The 18758-nt window shown below is 75.2% G+C and carries 8 protein-coding genes; 4 read left to right on the top strand and 4 right to left on the bottom strand.

The features are described from left to right. Positions 1-91 precede the first annotated feature (91 nt). Positions 92-1171: a DUF4190 domain-containing protein gene (locus IE251_RS02135; RefSeq protein WP_189751166.1), complete on the bottom strand. Its 1080-nt coding sequence runs from the start codon at positions 1169-1171 to the stop codon at positions 92-94. A gap of 296 nt (positions 1172-1467) precedes the next feature. On the opposite strand from IE251_RS02135, the gene IE251_RS02130 reads away from it, so the two are divergent. The 4 genes from IE251_RS02130 (at position 1468) to IE251_RS02115 (ending at position 15243) form a co-directional block, all read left to right on the top strand. After that, positions 1468-2691: a serpin family protein gene (locus tag IE251_RS02130; protein ID WP_373301959.1), complete on the top strand. Its 1224-nt coding sequence runs from the start codon at positions 1468-1470 to the stop codon at positions 2689-2691. An 851-nt stretch (positions 2692-3542) separates the two neighbouring features. Continuing rightward, positions 3543-4460: a TauD/TfdA family dioxygenase gene (locus IE251_RS02125; protein WP_189751165.1), complete on the top strand. Its 918-nt coding sequence runs from the start codon at positions 3543-3545 to the stop codon at positions 4458-4460. Between the two features lie 46 nt (positions 4461-4506). Beyond that, positions 4507-5514, top strand: a complete 1008-nt coding sequence (sbnA, locus tag IE251_RS02120) for a 2,3-diaminopropionate biosynthesis protein SbnA (RefSeq protein ID WP_189751164.1) — start codon at positions 4507-4509, stop codon at positions 5512-5514. Between the two features lie 291 nt (positions 5515-5805). Continuing rightward, on the top strand, positions 5806-15243 hold the full coding sequence (locus IE251_RS02115) for a non-ribosomal peptide synthetase (RefSeq protein WP_189751163.1): 9438 nt from the start codon (positions 5806-5808) through the stop codon (positions 15241-15243). Between the two features lie 1053 nt (positions 15244-16296). Here the strand turns inward: IE251_RS02115 and IE251_RS02110 are convergent. From IE251_RS02110 to IE251_RS02100, 3 genes are read right to left on the bottom strand one after another with little or no spacing between them, the layout of a single operon-like run. Further along, positions 16297-17532 carry an MFS transporter gene (locus IE251_RS02110; protein ID WP_189751162.1) on the bottom strand — a complete coding sequence of 412 codons (1236 nt, stop codon included), beginning with the start codon at positions 17530-17532 and terminating at the stop codon, positions 16297-16299. Further along, complete coding sequence (locus tag IE251_RS02105) at positions 17529-18527, bottom strand: ornithine carbamoyltransferase (RefSeq protein ID WP_189751161.1); 999 nt, start codon at positions 18525-18527, stop codon at positions 17529-17531. Before IE251_RS02105 ends, IE251_RS02110 begins: the two co-directional genes overlap by 4 nt. Further along, positions 18524-18736, bottom strand: a complete 213-nt coding sequence (locus IE251_RS02100) for an MbtH family protein (RefSeq protein ID WP_189751160.1) — start codon at positions 18734-18736, stop codon at positions 18524-18526. The genes IE251_RS02105 and IE251_RS02100 overlap by 4 nt, the downstream gene beginning before the upstream one ends. Positions 18737-18758: the final 22 nt, after the last annotated feature.

Below are 18758 nucleotides of genomic sequence, written 5' to 3'. Positions count from 1 at the left end.
CAGAGAATCACCCGATGTGATGACGTGGCGGCGGGTACGCCTTTACGCAGGCACTTTTCCTGCCGTATAGGTGCCCTCGGTCCGCACCGGCTCACACCTGCATGCGGCCGCCGCTTCCCTCGACGTCCCCTGCCGTGGGCGGGGTGGTGGCCAGCCCCAGGACCGACCGGACGATCACCGTGCGGACCGGATCGATCAGGTCCAGGCCGTTCTCGTAGTGCGCGGTGAAGCCGTCCGCGTCCCCGGCCCCGGCCGCCTTCGCCCATTCCGTGCGCGCCTTGTCCAGGCCGGCGGCGAGCGCGGCGACCGGCCCGGCGGTCTCGTCCGGCCAGGAGTGCGCGCGCAGCATGCGGGCCTGCTCGCCGAGCGCGGCCGCCACCCGGCCGGCCCACGCCTTGTGGCCCGCCAGGTCGTCCTCCGCGTACTCCTCGTCGGGCGCGGTCTCCAGCGCCGCGTTGAGCACGTGAGCGGCCTTCAGATAGGCGACCTGGTCGGCGTCCAGGTCGGTCTCGTCGTTGCGCAGCGACCCGGTCAGCTCGCCGCCCTCGTCGGTGTGGCCGAACACGCAGGTGACCTCGCGGTCCCCGGCCGCCCAGCTGTCCTCGGTCGGCGTCAGGAAGTACACCTCGACGTACCCGGGCACGGCCCAGCCGTCCATCGCGTAACCGTCCCGCAGGGATTGGCAGCGCTGGTCGGCGGTGTCGGCGACCTCGTCGTCCCCCGGGTACGGGCCGCCGCCCGGCAGCCGGAAGGACGCGAAGACCTCACCGTCGTGCACGCCGGTGCACGGCACCGTGTCCACGTCGTAGGTCACACCGGTCAGCGCACCGCCCGGCGCGTTGAAGCACTGGCCCTCCGTCAGCGAGACGGCGGCGCCGTCGCGTGCGCCCTCTCTGATTCCGTGCCACAGGGCCGAGACACCGCCCGTGGCGAACAGCAGCGCCCACAGCAGCAGTCCCACCCCGGACAGCACCGCGCCGCCCACGGCCAGACCGGTGCCGCGCTCGCCGCGCCGGCGGATCTGCCGCAGCCCGGTCAGCCCGAGCACCAGTCCCACGCCGGGCACGAAACACAGCACCCCGAGCACCAGGGAGGCGATGGCGAGGCCGTTGACCGGCGCCGGGGCGTTGTGCGGGCGGTAGCCCTGGGTCCACGGCTGGTACACGGGCAACCCCGGGGACGCGCCCGGGGGTTGGGGACGAGCCGGCGGGCCGTACGGCTCCCGGTGCGGCGGAACGGACCCTTCTGGCTGGTGGGGGCCGGAAGGCGGGGGTATGGACACCGGTACCGTGCTCCTGGGTCGGGCGGCGGCAGCACAGGACCGGCGGCCGGCCGGCGGCTGGACTGACGTACGACTGGCCGCATGTTAAGCGGGGCCCGGGCGGGGGCGGAACACGGCCCCGGACGGGCACGGGACGACCGGGGGGCCGGGGTGGGAATGAGCAGGGCGGACCGGGAGGGGCACGAGTGAGCGGGGTGGCCGAGGAGACGGTCCGGCGGGTCAACGGACTGACGGCCCGCTGGGCGCAGGCCCTGACCGGGGGGACGGTGTTCTCGGCGCCGGGTGTGTGGCCCCTGCTGGCCTTTCTGGCCGACGGCGCGGCGGGCCCGGCGCGCGCGGAGCTGGCCGGTGCCCTGGGGGTGCCGGCCGATCAGGCGGCCGGGGCCGCGCGGGAGTTGCTGGCGGGGCTCGCGTCGGTGTCCGGGCTGGACGCGGCGCTCGGGCTGTGGACGCACCACGGGCTGGTGCTGCGCGAGGAGTGGCGGGCCGGGCTGCCCGCCGGCACCCACGGCCGGTTCGGGGACGACCTGGTCACCGCGCAGGAGCGGCTGGACGCGTGGGCGGCCGAGCGGACCGGCGGGCTGGTCGAGCGGATGCCGGTGACGCTGACCCGTGAGTCCCGGATGGTGCTGGCCGGCGCGCTGGCGCTGCGGACCCGGTGGCGCCAGCCGTTCATGGAGCTGCCGTTGCTGCCGGACACCGGGCCCTGGCAGGGCCGTACCCTGCGCGGACTGCACCGGCGCAGTGTGCGGCCGGACCGGGTGGGGGTGGCAGGCACCCCGGACGGCTTCGTCACCGCGCTGACGGTTCCCGGGGACAACGGCGTCGATGTCCATCTGGTCCTGGGCGAGGAGCGGATGGCTCCGGGTCAGGTGCTGGCGGCCGGGGTCGGCATCGTGGAGCGCGGCCTGCCGCTGACCGCGGGCGGCGCCCTGCCGCACGGGCATGTCGGCCCCGGCCTGCATGTGGAGCAGCAGCCGGCCGTCACACCGGAACCGAGGACGCTGGACGTGCGGACGGTGGCGTACGAGGTCCGGGCCGACCACGATCTGCTCGCCCTGTCCGGCCTGTTCGGGCTCACCACGGCGATGGACGCCCGGACCGGGCACTTCCCGGGGGTGAGCGACCGTCCGCTGGCCGTCGGCGAGGCCCGGCAGTCGGCGGTGGCCCAGTTCGGCGCGCTGGGGTTCCGGGCGGCGGCGGTGACGGCGGTGCCGATGACGGCGGGCGGGCTTCCGGAGTTCCGCTACGAGACCACGGTCGTCCGGGTCGCCTTCGACCGCCCCTTCGGCTTCCTCGCCGCCGACCGCGACTCCCGCCTGGTCCTGGCCGCGGGCTGGGTCACGGACCCGGCCCCGTACCAGGCCAGGGACCTGGGACCGGGACCGGGCATCGCGCCGACGCTCTGAACGCGGCCGGAGGGCCGGGGCCCGGCGCAGCGGCCGGACGGCCGGAGCCCGGCGGAGCGGCCGGAGGGCTGGTGTGCCGGGGCCCGGCGGGCGAGCCGGGGCGCCGGGCCGGGGGGCCGAGCCGGTGCTCCGCGATCCGGCCGGTGAGCCGGTGCTCCGCGATCCGGCCGGTGAGCCGGTGCTCCGGGCCCGGCAGACGAGCCAGCGCTCCGGGACCTGGCAGACGAACCGGCACTCCGCGATCCGGCGGGCAAGCCGGGCGCCGGGCCACGGCGGACGAACCGGCAAGCCGGGCGCCGGGCCGGGGGCCGAGCCGGTGCTCCGCGACCGGGGGGACGAACCGGCACTCCGCAATCCGGCAGACGAACCGGCACTCCGGGACCGGGCAGACGAACCAGCACTCCAAGACCCGGCGGGCAAGCCGGGCGCCGGGCCGGAGGCCGAGCCGGCGCTCCGGGCCGGAGGGACGAACCGAGGCTCCGCGAGCCGGCCGGTGAGCCAGTGCTCCGGAACCGGGCAGACGAACCGGCGCTCCGGAACCGGGCGGACGAACCGGCGCTCCGAGGCCCGGCGGGCAAGCCAGGCGCCGGGCCGAGGCGGACGAACCAGCACACCGCGACCCGACAGACAAGCCAGCCCTCCAGGCCGAGGCGGACGAACCAGCACACCGCGACCGGGCGGACGAACCAGCACTGCGGGCCGGGGCAGGCGAGGCGGTGCTCCGGGATCCGGCCGGTGGCCGGATCCGGTGTGCCGGGCTGCGCCGCACCGTGGTTTCCGCCGCTTCCGTTGCCCGCGCCGCACCGGCGGGATATCGGGCCGGTATAGCCCGCGGCGGGACGCTCGTGGTCATGACGGAGACCATGACCTGGGCCCCCGCGGAGATCACTCCCTCGGACGGCCCGCTGCCCGGCCTGCTGGCCGGGCGCCTCGACGAGCTGCTGCTGAGCGCCGGTGCCGTGGTGTTCCGCGGTTTCGGGATCACGCCTGCCGCCCTGGACGGCGTACTGGACCGCGTGCTGCGCGACCGGCTCGCGTACGTGCACGGGAATTCGCCGCGCAGCCATGTGGGCGACCGCGTGTACACGTCCACGGAGTACCCCGCCGAGCACACGATCTCGATGCACAACGAGCTGTCGTACTCGGCGCGCTGGCCGGCCCGGCTGGCCTTCTACTGCGAGACCGCGCCGGGTTCGGGCGGTGCCACGCCGGTCGTGTCCGGCGCGGCGTGGCTGGCCGCGCTCCCGCCCGGGCTGCGGGCCGCGTTCGCCGGGGGTGTGCGCTACACCCAGAACCTCCATGACGGGCACGGCTTCGGCAAGAGCTGGCAGGAGACGTTCGAGACCGCCGGCCGGGCGGAGGTGGAGAAGTATCTGGCGGGGATGCCCGGCACGACCTGGGAGTGGAAGCGGGACGGGGGGCTCAGGATCACGCAGGTGCGCCCGGCGACCGTCACCCACCCGGTCACCGGTACGGAGGTCTGGTTCAACCAGGCCGACCAGTGGCATCACGCGGCGCTCGGCGACGAGACCGCCGCCGCGCTGGCGCGGATCATGCCGGAGGAGGACCTGCCGCAGCACGTCACCTTCGCGGACGGGTCGCCGATCGACCCCGCGTACGTCCTGGAGATCCGCGACCGGGGCCTGGCCGCCGCGGTGGACGTGGACTGGCGGGCGGGGGACCTCCTGGTCGTGGACAACGTGCTGGTGGCGCACGGCCGCAGGCCCTACTCGGGGCCGCGCCGCGTCCTGGTGGCGATGTCCGGCTGAACTCCCGGACGGCACACGGAAACAGGTACTTCGAGGAGGAGTGGCTATGGACGGAACGGCTGCGGGCAGCATCCTCGGAACGGTCGGGGGCACACCCTTGGTGGAGCTGCACCGGCTTCTGCCCGGATTCGGCGGAAGGGTATTCGCCAAGATCGAAGGTTTCAATCCGGGGGGCAGCATAAAAGACCGGACCGCGGTGAGCATGGTCCTCGACCGGATCCACAGCGGGGAGATCGACCCGGCCCGCTCGGTGGTGGTCGAATCCAGTTCGGGCAATCTCGCCGTGGGAATCGCCCAGTTGTGCCGTTACCACGGAATCCGGTTCATCTGCGTGGTCGACGCGAAGGCCTCGCGGCAGAACCTGGCGATCCTGCGGGCGTACGGCGCCGAGATCGAGGAGGTGACCGAACCGGACCCGCGCACCGGCGAGTTCCTGGAGCGCCGGCTGGAGCGGGTGCGCCGGCTGGTGGCGACCATCCCCCACGCCTTCTGGCCCAACCAGTACGCCAACCCGCTCAACCCCGCCGCGCACGAACACACGATGCGGGAGATCGTCCGGGCCCTGGACGGCCGGGTCGACTACCTGTTCTGCGCCACCAGCACCACCGGCACCCTCCAGGGCTGCGCCCGCTACGCCCGGGCCAACGGCCTCGGCACGACCATGGTCGCGGTCGACGCCGTCGGCAGCGTGCTCTTCGGCGACGGGGGGCCGGTACGGCGCCTCATCCCCGGGCACGGCGCGTCGGTCCGGCCGGCCCTGTTCGATCCGTCGGCCGCCGACCGGGTGGTGCACGTGAGCGACCTGGACTGTGTCGTGGGCTGCCGGCGGCTGGTCGGCAGCGAGGCGGTGCTGGCCGGCGGCTCGTCCGGGGCGGTGGTCGCGGCGCTCCAGCAGATCCGTGACGAGATCCCGGACGGCGCCACCTGTGTGCTGGTGTTCCCCGACCGGGGCGACCGCTATCTCGACACCGTCTACGACGACCTCTGGGTGAGCGAGCGGTTCGGCGAGGTCTCGCAGCTGTGGAAGCCGGAACTCCCCGTCCCCTCCTCCTGAGCGGCCACCGGGCGCGCGGATCCGGCGGCCCGGCAGCACGCCCGTTCCTCCGGCGGCCCGCCGCCGGGTCCCGCCGGTGCCGGCCTTCCGGCCGGCCGGCGGCCCGCGCGGCCCGCCGCTCCACCCCGACTTCGCAACCGGATCTGTCACGCCTTCAGCGGCACCGTGCGCGCCCCGCACGGGCCCCGCGGCCGGATGTGCCGTTGCCCGAATGCCCGAATATGGAGTGGGTATGGCGGCCGTCGCCAGCATCGGAAGGCTGATAGTCATCCATGACTGGAAGAGGCCGAGATGACCCCGAGAGAATCCGTGATGGCGCCGCCCGCCGACGAGGTGCGCGCCGAGCTGCTGCGGCAGCGGCTGGCCGGAGGGGGGCGGCGCGCGCGGGCGGTCATCGAGCCGGCCGATCGCTCGGGCGCGCTGCCGCTCTCGTTCGGCCAGGAGCAGATGTGGTTCCTCAGCCGGCTCGATCCGGGCAGCACCGAGTATCTGGTCCCGGTCTCGTTCCGGCTGCGCGGGCCGCTCGACGCGGGCGCGCTCGGGCGGGCCTGGGACGCGGTGACGGAGCGGCACGAGATCCTGCGCACCCGGCATGTGCTGGCGGGCGCCGAGCCCGAGCAGGTCGTCGATCCGCCCCGGGCGGGCACGCTCGCCGTCGCCGGGGCGGACGGCGAGGAGCGGGCCCACGAGGTGGTGGAGGAGGCGTGCGCGCGCGCCTTCGACCTGGCGCGCGACTGGCCGACGCGGGCCCTGCTGGTCCGGATCGCGGACGACGACCACGTGCTGCTGCTGGTCTCCCACCACATAGCCTGCGACGCCTGGTCGACGGGCATCCTGGTCGGCGAACTGGCGACCGCCTACGCGGCCTTCGCCGAGGGCCGGGAGCTGCCGCTGCCCGCGCCCGCGCTGCAGTACGCCGACTTCGCCGCCTGGCAGCGGGGGCAGGCCTCCGGTGACCGGTTCGCCCGGCAGCTCGCCCACTGGAAGTCCCGGCTGACCGGCGTGGAGCCGCTGGAGCTGCCCTTCGACCGGCCGCGTCCGGCGGTGCGCGGGCACCGGGGCGCCGAGGTCGCCCTGGAGTTCCCGGAGGGTCTGGCCGAGCGGGTCAGGTCCGTCGCCGACGAGCGGGACACCACGGTCTTCACCGTGCTGCTCGCCGCCTATCAGGTGCTGCTCGGCCGCTACACCGGCCGCCGGGACGTGGCGGTCGGCACCGTCGTCTCCGGGCGGAGCCGGCCCGAGTTGCAGGGCATGCTCGGCTACGGCGTCAACACCCTGGTGCTGAGGACGGACTGGGCCGCCGACGACTCCTTCGCCGGTCTGGTCGACCGGGTGAGGCGCACCAGCCTGGACGCGTACGACCACCAGGCCGTCCCCTTCGCCAGGGTCGTCGCCGAGGTGGAGCCCGAGCGGGACCTGTCCCGTACCCCGCTCTACCAGGCGGTGTTCACCCTGCACGAGGGCGGCGGCGCCCGGTTCGGGCTGCCCGGCGTCGCGGTCGAGCCCTTCCTCGCCGACGGCGGCGTGGCCCGCTGCGACCTCGAACTGCAGGTGCGTGACTCCCGCGCGGGCGGCTTCACCGGCCGGCTGATCTACGCCACCGACCTGTTCGACCACGACACCGTCGCCCGGATGGGCCGCCACCTCGTACGGCTGCTGGACGAACTCACCTCCGCCCCCGGACGCCCGCTGTCCGCCGTGGAGATCCTGGACGACGCCGAGCGGGACCGGTTCCTCGCCGCGGGCCGGGGCGCGCCCGCCGCCCCCTGCCGCTCCGTGCCGGAACGGTTCGCCGAGCGGGTCGCGGCCGGCCCGGACGCCCCCGCCGTCACCGGCGCGGGCGGCACCGTGTCCTTCCGGACCCTGGACGACCGCGCCGGAATCCTCGCCGGCCGCCTGGCCCGGCGCGGTGTGGCGGTGGAGTCGGTCGTCGGCGTGCTGCTGGACCGCGGCCCCGACCTGCTCGCCGCCCTGCTCGGCACCTGGCGGGCGGGCGGCGGCTACATCCCGCTGGACCCGCAGTTCCCCGCGGAGCGCTGGGCCGCGCTGCTCGCCGACGCGGGCGCCGGGGCCGTCCTCACCGACCGGGCCCGGGCCGGCCGCCTCGCCGAGGTCTTCCCCGGCGAGATCGTCGTCGTGGACGAGGCCGATCCCGAGGACGCCCCCGGCCCCCGTGTGCTGCCCGACCCGGACGCGCTGGCGTACATCATCCACACCTCGGGCTCCACCGGCCGCCCCAAGGGCGTGCAGATCTCGCACGCGTCGCTGGCCGTGCACCTCGACTGGGTGCTGGCCGAGTACATCGGCGACGCCCGGGCGGGCGGCGCCCCGCTGTTCTCCACGGTCGCCTCCGACGTCGTCGTCCCGGTGCTGTTCGGCCCGCTGCTCGCCGGGCTGCCGGTGCACATGCTCCCGCAGGACCTCGACCTCGCCGACCTGGGCGCCCTGCTGGCCCGGGGCGCGCCGTACGCGTTCGTCAAGCTCACCCCGGGCCATCTGGAGCTGCTCGGGCACCAGCTCGCCGACGACGCCGTCGACGGTCTTGCCCGTACCGTCGTCACCGGCGGGGACGCCCTGCTCGGCCCGACCGCGGAACGCTGGGACGCCCTGCTGGGCGCGGGCCGTCTGATCAACGAGTACGGTCCCACCGAGATCACCGTCGGCAACTCGGCGCATCCGGTGGCCGGCGCCCAGCGGGAGGTCGTCCCGATCGGGCTGCCCATCCCGGGCACCACCATGTACGTGCTCGACGAGACGCTCCGCCCGGTCCCGCCCGGGGTCGTCGGGGAGGTCTGCGTCGGCGGCGCGGGCGTGGCCCGGGGTTACGCGGGCCGGCCGGCGGCGACCGCCGGGAAGTTCCTGCCCGACCCCTTCGGGGAGCCCGGCTCCCGTCTGTACCGCACCGGCGACCTCGGCCGGGTCCTCGCGGACGGCACCGTGGAGTTCGCCGGCCGCGCCGACCGGCAGCTGAAGATCCGCGGGTACCGGGTCGAACCGGCCGAGGTGGAGGCCGCGCTGGCCGGGCACCCGTCGGTCACCGAGGCGCGGGTGCTGGCCGTGGACGGCAGGCTCGCCGCGTACTACGTGCCCGAGGGGGACGCCCCGGACCCGGGCGCGCTGCGCGACCGGCTGTCGCTGACGCTGCCCGAGCACATGATCCCCGGCACGTTCACGGCGCTGGAGCGGATCCCGCTCACCCCGGTCGGCAAGCTGGACGTCGCGGCCCTGCCCGCCCCCGGTCCGGCGCGGGAGGCGGCCGGGACGGCCCCGCGCACCCCGCTGGAGGAGCGGGTCGCCGCGGTCTGGGCGGGGGTCCTGCCGGGCGGTGAGGTCGGCGTGCACGACAGCTTCTTCGACCTCGGCGGCGACTCCATCCGGGCGGTCGCGCTGGTCGGCGCGTTGCGGGAGGCGGGTCTGGACGTGTCGGTCCGGGACGTGTTCGCCCACCACACCGTCGCCGCGCTGTGCGAACTGGTGGCCGCCCGCCCGGTGCTGGCCGGGCGGGAGCCGGGCGTCGCCCCGTTCGCGCTGATCGGCGAGGAGGACCGGGCGCGGCTGCCCGAAGGCGCCGTCGACGCCTATCCGCTGTCGCAGAACCAGATCGGCATGCTCGTGGAGATGCTCGCCGACGAGCAGAACAGCTACCACAACGTCACCTCCTTCCGGATCAAGGACCCGAAGCCGTTCTCGCTCCCGGCCTGGCGGGAGGCGGCCCGGATCGCGGTGGCCCGGCACGAGATCCTGCGCACCTCGCTGCACCTGTCCGGCTACTCGGCGCCGATGCAGGTCGTGCACGCCGAGGCGGTGATGCCGGTCGGCATGGAGGAGCTGGGCCCGCTCCCGGACGAGGAGGTGCAGCGGGTCCTCGCGGACTACGCGGCGCGGGACCGCGCCGACCTGTTCGACCTGGGCACTCCCACCCTGATGCGAGTCTTCGTCCATGTGACCGGTGACGGCGGCTACTGGCTGTCCGTCACCGAATGCCACCCGATCCTGGAGGGCTGGGGCCACCACACCCTGATCATGGAGCTGCTCGGGCTGTACGACCGGCTCCGGGACGGTCTGGAACCCGAGCCGTTCGAGCGGCCGGCCGTCCGGTTCGCCGACTTCGTCGCGGCCGAACTGGCCTCCGTGGACTCGGCCGCGGACCGCGCCTACTGGAAGGGGATCACCAGCGGTCACGCGCCGATGCGGGTGCCCGCCGGCTGGGGCGACCCGGCGTTGCCCACCGGCTCACGGTATCTGGTCCGCCGTACGCCCTGGTCCCACCTGGAGGACGGGCTGCGCGCGCTCGCCTCGGCGGCCGACGCCTCTCTCAAGAGCGTGATGGTCGCCGCCTACACCAAGGTCATGAGCCAGCTCACCGACGAGGCGGCCTTCCACACCGGGCTGATCTGCGACGCCCGCCCGGAGACGGCCGGTGCCGACCGGGTCTACGGCATGTACCTCAACACGCTCCCGTTCCCCGTCGACCGGTCCGCGGCGACCTGGCGGGACCTGGTCCGCCGTACCTTCGAGCGGGAGGTGGAGCTGTGGCCGCACCGCCGGTTCCCGCTCGCGGAGATCCAGCGGGACGTGCCCGGACGGCAGCGCCTGGTCCACGTGTACTTCAACTACCAGGACTTCCGGCAGGTCGACACCGATCTGATCGACATGGCCGGCACCGACGACAGCCCGACCGAGTTCCCGCTGACCGTCTCCTCCCGGGCCGGCCACATCTGGGTGACCGCCGACCCCCGCTTCGTGGACGAGCGCAACGCCGACCGGGTCGCCGGGATGTTCCGCGCGGTGCTGGAGTCGATGGCCGCCGGTCCGGACGGCGACGCGCGGGCCGTCCGGCTGCCCGAGGGCGAGCGCGAGCAGCTGGCCGCGTGGACCGCGAACGCCCGCACCCCGCTCACCCTGGACGTGCCCGGGGCGGTCGCCGCGTTCGCGCGTACGACGCCGGACGCGCCCGCCCTGACCGACGCCACGGGCACGCTCACCTACCGGGAGCTTCACGAGCGTTCGGGCCGGCTGGCCCGCCGGCTGACCGCCGGGGGCGCCGGCCCGGACGCCGTCGTGGGCCTGTGCATGGACCGCTCCGCGGAGCTGGTCGTCGCGGTGCTGGCGGTGCTCCGGGCGGGCGCCGCCTATCTGCCGCTCGACCCGGAGCTGCCGGCGGACCGCCTCGCCTACATGCTCTCCGACGCCGGTGCCCGCCTGCTGGTGACCGGCCCCGGCGCCCCGGACGGCCTGCGCGCCGGCACCGTGCTGGACCTGGACGGACCCGAAACGGCCGCCGGCGCGCCGGCCGACCGCCCGGCGGACCCGGAGAACCTGGCCTACGTCATCTACACGTCCGGCTCCACCGGACTGCCCAAGGGTGTGCTGGTGCACCGGCGCGGCATGGGCAACCACCTGCTCGCCAAGGTGGAGGACCTCGCTCTGACCGCCGCCGACACGATCGTGCAGAACGCCTCGCAGGGCTTCGACATCTCCGTGTGGCAGATGCTCGCGGGCCTGGTCACGGGGGGCCGCACCCGGGTGGCCGGCCGCTCGGTGGCGCTCGACCCGAAGGCGCTGTTCGGCCTGGTGGACGCCGAGTCCGTGACCGTGCTGGAGGTCGTCCCGTCCCTGCTGCGCGCCGCCCTCGACCTGTGGGACCTGGGCACCGGCGCGCCCCGGCTGGAGACACTGCGGTGGCTGGTGGTCACCGGCGAGGAACTGCCGCCCGAGCTGTGCGCGCGCTGGTTCCGGCGCTTCCCCGGCATCCCGCTGGTGAACGCCTACGGCCCCACCGAGTGCTCCGACGACATCACCCACGCCGTCCTGACGTCCGGCACCGCTCCGGCCCAGCGGGTGCCCATCGGCACGGTGGTCCGCAACACCGGGCTGTACGTCCTCGACGAGGAGCTGCGGCTGCTCCCGGCCGGGGTCACGGGCGAGCTGTACGCGGGCGGCGCCGGGGTCGCCCGGGGCTACGGCGGCCGGCCCGCGCTGACCGCCGAGCGCTTCGTCCCCGACCCGTTCGGCGGGCGGCCCGGCGACCGGCTCTACCGCACCGGCGACCTGGCCCGCTGGCGGGCGGACGGCAGCCTGGAGTACCTCGGCCGGGCCGACGACCAGGTGAAGATCCGCGGGCACCGGGTGGAGCTGGGCGAGATCGAGGCCGCGCTCACCGCGACCGGGCTGGTCCGGCAGGCCGTCGTGGCCGTCCGGGGCGGGCAGCCGGTGGGATACGTGGTGGCCGGGGAGGCCGGGGAGGCCGACCCGGCGGCGCTGCGGGCCGCGCTGGCCCCCACCCTGCCCGACTACATGATCCCGGCCGCCTTCGTCGCGCTGGAGCGGATCCCGCTCACCCCGAACGGCAAGGTGGACCGCAAGGCGCTGCCCGATCCCGGGTCCTCGGCGTTCGCCCGGGCCGCCCACGTCGAACCCCGCACCGCCCTGGAGCGGCGGGTGGCCGCGGCCTGGCTCGACGCGCTGCCGGTGGACCGGGTGGGGGTGGACAACGCCTTCTTCGACCTCGGCGGCGACTCCATCCGGGCCGTCACCGTGGCGGGCGTGCTGCGCGCTGAGGGCCTGGACGTGACCGTGCGGGACATCTTCCAGCTGCGCACCGTCGCCGCGCTCTGCGCGGAGCTGGAGCGCCGGCCGCCGCTCGACGCCGCCGCCCAGCGGGTCGTGGCGCCGTTCGCGCTGGTGCCCGAGGCGGACCGGCCGCTGCTGCCCGGCGGGCTCGCCGACGCCTATCCGCTGGCGCAGAACCAGATCGGCATGGCCGTGGAGATGCTGTCCGGTGACGGCCGCGACAGCTATCACGACGTCACCTCCTTCCGGATCAAGGACGAACCCCCCTTCGACCCCGGGGCGTTCCGCCGGGCCGTGGACGAGCTGACAGCACGGCACGAGATGCTGCGGACCTCGGTGCGGCTGACCGGGTACTCCGTGCCGATGCAGCTCGTCCACGACAGCGCGCGCATCCCGGTCGAGGTCCGCGACCTCAGGGACGGCACCCCGGCCGACGTACGGGCGGCCGTCCGCGCGATGGCCGGGCGGGGTGATCTGTTCGACCTGGCACGGGCGCCGCTGATGCGGATGACCGTGCTGCTGGAACCGGACGGCCACTGGACGGTCGTCTTCACGCAGGCGCACCTGATCACCGAGGGGTGGACCTACCACCAGCTGCTGATGGAACTGCTCGGCTGCTACCGCCGGCTCAGGGACGGGCTGGAGCCGGAACCGCACCGGCCCCCGGCCGTCCGGTTCGCCGACTTCGTCGCCGAGGAACTGGCCTCGCTCGCCTCGGCGGAGGACCGCGCCTACTGGGCGGGCGTCCTGGCGGACCGGGTCCCCTTCGCCTTCCCCGACAGCTGGGGAGGCGGCGGCGGCGAACCGGCGGACACGGCCGACGTGGTCGTGGAACTCACGGACCTCCAGCCCGCGCTGCGGGATCTCGCCGCGCGCGCCGAGGCCTCCGTGAAGAGCGTGCTGCTGGCCACGTTCGTCAAGGTCATGGGGGCGCTCACCGACGAACGCGACGTCCATGTGGGGCTGGTGTGCGACACCCGGCCGGAGCGGATCGGCGCCGACCGGGTGCACGGCATGTACCTGAACACGGTGCCGTTCCCGGTGGACCGGGCGGCGGCGACCTGGCGGGACCTGGTGCGGTCGGTGTTCCGGCGCGAGGTGGAGCTCTGGCCGCACCGCCGCTACCCGATGTCGGCCCTCCAGCGCGGCTGGAGCGCCGGCCGGCTGATCGACACCATCTTCAACTTCGTGGACTTCCACCAGGTGGACACCGAACTGGTCGATGTCGCGGCCGGGCTGGGCGGCAGCCTGCGCACCGAGTTCGGGCTCAATGTGATCGCCCGCCCGGACCGGCTGGGTCTGAGCCACGACCCGCGTGCCGTGTCCCGGGCCGAGGCCGAACGCGTCGGGCGGATGCTGCGCACCGTGCTGGAGGCCATGGCCCGCGACCCGGAGGGCGATGCCCGCGGCCCGGTCCTGCCCGGCCCGGCCGCCGCGCGCGAGCCGGCCGCCCCGGTCCCGGGCCGGCTGCACGAACTGGTCCGGCACCGGGCGGCCCGCGTCCCGGACCGGCCCGCGGTGGTGTCCGGCCCGGTCACCCTGTCGTACGCGGAGCTGGACCGGCGCGCGGACGGCCTGGCCGCGCGGCTGGCCGGGCGCGGGGTCCGCCCGGGCGACCGGGTCGGCGTGCACGTCGAGCGCTCCGCCGACCTCGTCGTGGCATTGCTGGGCGTGCTCAGGGCGGGCGCCGCCTACCTGCCGCTCGACCCCGCCCTGCCGGCCGCGCGGCTCGCCGGGTACGCGGCCGACGCGGGCGCCCGGATCGCGGTGACCGGGCCGGGGCTCGCCCTGCCGGGACTCGACTCCGTCTCCCCCGGGGGCGGCGGGCGTCCGCCGGCCGTCCCGGAACCGGCCGGCGACCTGGCGTACGTGATCCACACCTCCGGTTCGACCGGACGGCCCAGGGGTGTCGCGGTGACCCACACCCAGGCGGCCTCCGTCGTCCTGGCCGCGCTGGAGCGGATCGGCGTGGCCGAGGGCGAGGTGTGGGCGCTGACCCACTCCCCGGCGTTCGACGTGTCGGTCTTCGAGATCTTCGGCGCGCTGCTCTCGGGCGGCACGCTGGTCGTCCCGGACCGGGAGACCGCCCGCTCACCGCGCGAACTGCTCGCCCTGATCGACGGGCACGGCGTGACCGTGCTCTGCCAGACGCCGACGGCGTTCCGGGGGCTGACCGAGCTGGTCGCGCGGGGCGCCGACCCCGGGCTGCGGGCGGTGGTGCTGGCCGGGGAGAAGGTGCGCTTCGCGGAGCTCGCCCCGTGGGCGGGGCGGCTGGGGCGTACGGCCCTCGTCAACATGTACGGCCCGACGGAGACCGCCATCTACGCGACGGCGCACCGGATCACCGCCGACGACCTCGCCACCCGTACCGGCCGGAGCGTGATCGGCCGGCCCCTGCCGGGCGTGCACGCCGAGCCGCTGGACGCGGCGGGGCACCCGGTCCCGGACGGGGTCCCGGGCGAGCTGTACATCGGCGGCGCGGGCGTGGCCGTCGGCTACCTGGGCGATCCCGGGGGCACGGCCGCGCGGTTCGTACCCGACCCGGCGGGCGGTCCGGGGGCCCGCCGGTTCCGCACCGGCGACCGGGTCCGCCGGCTGGCCGACGGCTCCCTGGAGTTCCTGGGCCGGCTCGACGACCAGGTGAAGATCCGCGGCCACCGGGTGGAGCCCGCCGAGGTCCGCGCCGCCCTGCTGGCCACCGGGCTGGTCACCGACGCGGCCGTGACGGTGGCCGGCGGCGGGCTGGTGGCCTACGCGGTGGGAGCCGGCACCGGCCCGGCCGGGCTGCGCGGGGCGCTGGCCCGGGTGCTGCCCGAGCCGATGATCCCGGTCGCGTACGTGCTGCTGGACGCGCTTCCCCGCACGGTCGCCGGCAAGACCGACCCGCGCGGGCTGCCGCTGCCGGGGCCCGAGGCGTACGTCCGGGCCGCGCCGGTCGCGCCCCGGACCCCGCTGGAGGAACGGGTCGTGGCGGTCTGGCGGTCGGTGCTCCCGGTGGACGAGGTCGGGGTCGAGGACGACTTCTTCGACCTCGGCGGCGACTCCGTCCGGGCCTTCCGGGCGACCGAGGAACTACGCCGCGCGGGCGTACGCGTCTCGGTCCGCGAGGTGTTCGAACACCGGACGGCGGCACGCCTGAGCACCGCACTCACGTAACCGCTCCGCGGGCCGCGCGGGTTCCACGGTGAAGGCTCTCCTCCCCAGCCGGGGAGGAGAGCCTTCACCGTGCGCGGGCCCCCTCCGCCCGACCCGCGCGTGCGGGCCGCGACCGGCGGGTTCTCACGCGTTGGCCACGACCGACGGACTCCCGCGTGCGGACCACAACCAGCGAACTCCCGTGCCCGGGCCGCGAGCGGTGGGTTCTCGTGCACGGGCCGTAACTGACGGACCCCGCATGCGGGCCCGCAACCGACGGACTCCCGTGCGCGGGCTACGACCGGCCGGTTCTCGTGCGCGGGCCGTAACCGACGGACCCCGCGTACGGCCCACAACCGACGAACCCCCATGCGTGCGCCGCGACCGGCGGACTCTCATGCACGGGCCGAAACCGACGGACCCCGCGTGCACGCTGCGACCGACGGACTCCCGTGCGCGAGCTACGACCGGCCGGTTCTCGTGCGCGGGCCGAAACCGACGGACCCCGCATGCGCGGGCTACGACCGGCGGGTTCTCATGCGCGGGCCACGACCGACAGAACCCCGCGTGCGCGCTGCGACCGGCGGGCTCTCACACGCCCGGCCACGACCGACACACCCCGCGTACGGGCCACAACCGACGGGTTCCCATGCGCCGGCCACGACCGGCGGAACGCCGCATGCGGGCCGCAACCGACGGACTCCCGTGCCCGGGCCGCGAGCGATGGGTTCTCGTGCGCGGGCCGTAACTGACGGACCCCGCATGCGGGCCCGCAACCGACGAACTCCCGTGCGCGGGCTGCGACCGGCGGGTTCTCACACGCCCGGCCACGACCGACACACCCCCGCGTACGGGCCACAACCGGCGGGTTCCCATGTGCCAGCCACGACCGGCAGGACGCCGCGTGCGGGCCGCAACCGACGGACTCCCGTGCGCTCGCCGCGACCGGTGGGTTCTCGGGTGTGGGCTTCGGTTGTCGGGCGTCCAAGTAGCTCGTGCGCGTGCCCGGACAGTCGAGGCTCCCCGCCCGGTCGCCGGGTGGGGAGCCTCGTCGGTGGGGCGGTGCGGCTTTGCTCAGGGGTTGCGGATCGCCGGGCTGGCGGCGGCCGTGACGGTGCACACGAGCATGGCCGCGGCGACGCCGAGCAGGACGGTGGTGGTGCTGAAGGCGGCCAGCAGGAAGCCCGCGGCCAGCGCGCCCAGGGAGTTGGCGCCCCAGGAGGCCAGCATGACCGCGCTCATCGCCTTGCCGTGGATCTCGTCGGGGACCAGGTGCGCCATGTACGCGCCGGCGCCGACGTTGAGCGCCGCGCCCGTGAAGGACATCGCCGCGTACAGCGCCAGCAGGGCCCCGTACTGGGTGGTCAGGGCCACCGCGGGGACCAGGACCGTCCAGCTCAGCAGGGTGCCGAGCAGGATGTTCGGCAGCCGGATCCCGGTCAGCAGCTTGCCGGCCGACAGCGCGCCGGCCACCCCGCCGAGTCCGGAGACCAGCCCGATCAGCCCGACCTGGGCCGCCGAGCCGCCGTGTTCCCGGATGACCACGAGCGGGGCCATGTTGACGATCTGGAACAGCAGGTTGGTGACCGCGACCACGCAGATCGCCGCGCGCAGGAACCGCTGGCCCCACAGCCACGCCAGGCCCTGGCGCACCTCCGCCTTCCAGTCCCGCCCGCCCGGCCCGCGTTGCTCCTGGAAGGGCGTCCTGACCAGGCTGAGGTTGACGAGGGACAGCAGGTGCCCGGCCGCGACCACCCCGAACGGCAGCCAGCCCGCGACCGAGAACGCGGCACCGCCGACCGGCTGCCCGAGCAGGCCCGCCGCCCGTCCCCGCGCCTCGTTCTGGGCGAGCGCGGAGGACAGCCGGTCGGGGTGCACCACGTTGCGGACCGCGGTGCGCTCGGCCAGCTGGTAGAAGATCGTCGCCGCGCCGTCCACGAAGGCGACCGCGAGGATGTGCGGCAGCCAGACCCGGCCGGCCAGGACCACGGCCACCACACTGGCCATCGCCGCCAGACCGATCACGTTGCAGACCAGCATCAGGCGGCGCCGGTCCCAGCGGTCGACCAGCACCCCGGCGGGCAGCTGGAGCACCAGCATGGGCAGCAGGCCGGCGAACGCGACCAGCCCGGCGTCGGCGGCGGTGCCGTCGCCCCACAGCACGAGCAGCGGGTAGGCGATGACCCCGGTGCGGGCGCCGAGCTGGGTGGCGCCCGCGCCGGTCCACAGCAGCAGGAAGTCCCGGTTGCGCCGCAACGGCGGCGGCGCGCCGGCCTTGGCCGACGCGCCGCTGGGACTGATCCCGGTCACCACAGGGATGCCTTTTCGCTCCCGGTACGGCTCTCCCCGAGGGCCGCGCCCGCCCCGCGGTCCTCCATGGGGGCGCCGTGGCACCACTCCAGGACCGCCATGGCGCTGTGCATCTTGTTCTCGGCCTGCTGGAAGGCGATGCTCATCGGGCCGTCCAGCACGTCCGCGGTGACCTCCTCGCCCCGGTGAGCGGGCAGGTCGTGCATGAACACCGCCTCCGGGCTGCCCCGCCACAGCTCCCGGGTCACCTGGAACGGCCGGAAGGTCCGCCGCCAGTCCGGGTCGGGCTTGGTGGTGCCGGTGGTCTGCCAGCGCGTGGTGTAGACGACGTCGAAGCCGCGGGGCGCGGGCTCCATCCGGTGGCTCTCGACGACATGGGCCCCGCACCGCCGGGCGTGTTCCTGGGCCAGTTCCAGAAGGCGCGGATCGAGCCCGTAGCCGGGCGGGGTGCGCAGCTGGAGTTCCACGCCGGGGGTGCGGCCCAGGGCGAGCGCCAGCGCCGAGGCGGTGTTGTTGCCCTCGCCGACGTAGAGCACCCGCAGTCCCTCGAGGGAGCCGAAGTGGCGCCGCAGGGTGGTGAGGTCGGCGAGCGCCTGGGTCGGGTGCTCCTCCTCGGTCATGGCGTTGACCACCGGCATCCGGTGCTGCCCGGCCCAGTCCGCGAGTTCCCCGGTGGGCCGGCCGGTGCGGGCGACGAGCAGGTCGAGCATGCCCGACAGCACCCGCCCGGTGTCCGAGGACGCCTCGCCGGTGTTGGTCTGGAGGTCCGACGGCCCGAAGGTGATGACGTGGGCGCCGAGCCGGAGCGCCGAGGACCAGAACGCGGTCCTGGTCCTGGTCGAGGTCATCCCGAAGTAGATGCCGACCACCTGGCCGGCCAGTGGCTCGTGGTGGACGGAGGTGCCCGCGGAGTGGGAGACGCCCCGGCGCACGATCCGCTCCAGGTCACCGTCGTCGAGGTCCTCCAGCGACACCAGCCTGCGGGCGCCGCTCATCGGGCCGCGGCCATCCGGCGGCGCAGGCTCGCCGGCCGCAGGTCGGTCCAGATCTTCCCGATGTGGGCCAGGCATTCGTCCTTGCCGCCCTCGGTGCCCTCCGGGTGCCAGCCGGCCGGCAGGGGCCGGTCGGCCCACCAGATCGAGTACTGCTCCTCGTCGTTGAGCACCACGAGATAGCGGCGGTCGTCGGCTTCCTCAGCGTGCATTTCCCACCTCCGGTGAACAAGG

The sequence above is a fragment of the Streptomyces eurythermus genome (assembly GCF_014649115.1).
Taxonomy (GTDB): domain Bacteria; phylum Actinomycetota; class Actinomycetes; order Streptomycetales; family Streptomycetaceae; genus Streptomyces; species Streptomyces eurythermus.
The sequence above is the reverse complement of the archived record's forward strand: the minus strand, read 5'-3'. Positions and strand labels throughout refer to the sequence as shown.